Consider the following 431-nt stretch of genomic DNA (forward strand, 5'->3'; position numbering starts at 1 on the left):
CATAGCAATTTAACTTGTTATCCACTAAGATAAAATCATAAGCTCTCATAAAGGCCAGTTCTATTGCCGATTCATCATCCCAAGCCATATCCACCGAATGCTTGTACTCTAATAAATGTGCACGAATGATAATACGAGCGCCTAATGAAGATTCCACCACTAAAAAACGTAAAGAATGAGCACTATCTTGCTCATTAGGAATCCAGTCATTCATCATCCACCCTATTGATTGTTAACCCTTCATTTCCTGATATTCAGAATGACCTTTGTGTGAGTTAAGCAAGCGCAGACCATTCGCAACAACAATTAAGCTTGCACCCATGTCAGCAAATACCGCCATCCAAAGTGTTGCTAATCGGGGTTTGAGGTCCAGTGGTACGAAAACGTACGCTAAGGTTTAGAACCTAACCTCACCTTTGCTATCTCTTGTA

The 431-nt window shown here is 40.6% G+C and carries 1 protein-coding gene; it reads right to left on the reverse strand.

Translation table 11 applies throughout. The features are described from left to right. The coding region (locus tag Lste_RS14610) for a response regulator (protein WP_475072275.1) at nt 1–217 on the reverse strand (217 nt) is incomplete at its 3' end. Nucleotides 218–431: the final 214 nt, after the last annotated feature.

Origin of the sequence: Legionella steelei (assembly GCF_001468005.1) — a bacterium.
GTDB classification, from domain to species: Bacteria; Pseudomonadota; Gammaproteobacteria; order Legionellales; family Legionellaceae; genus Legionella; species Legionella steelei.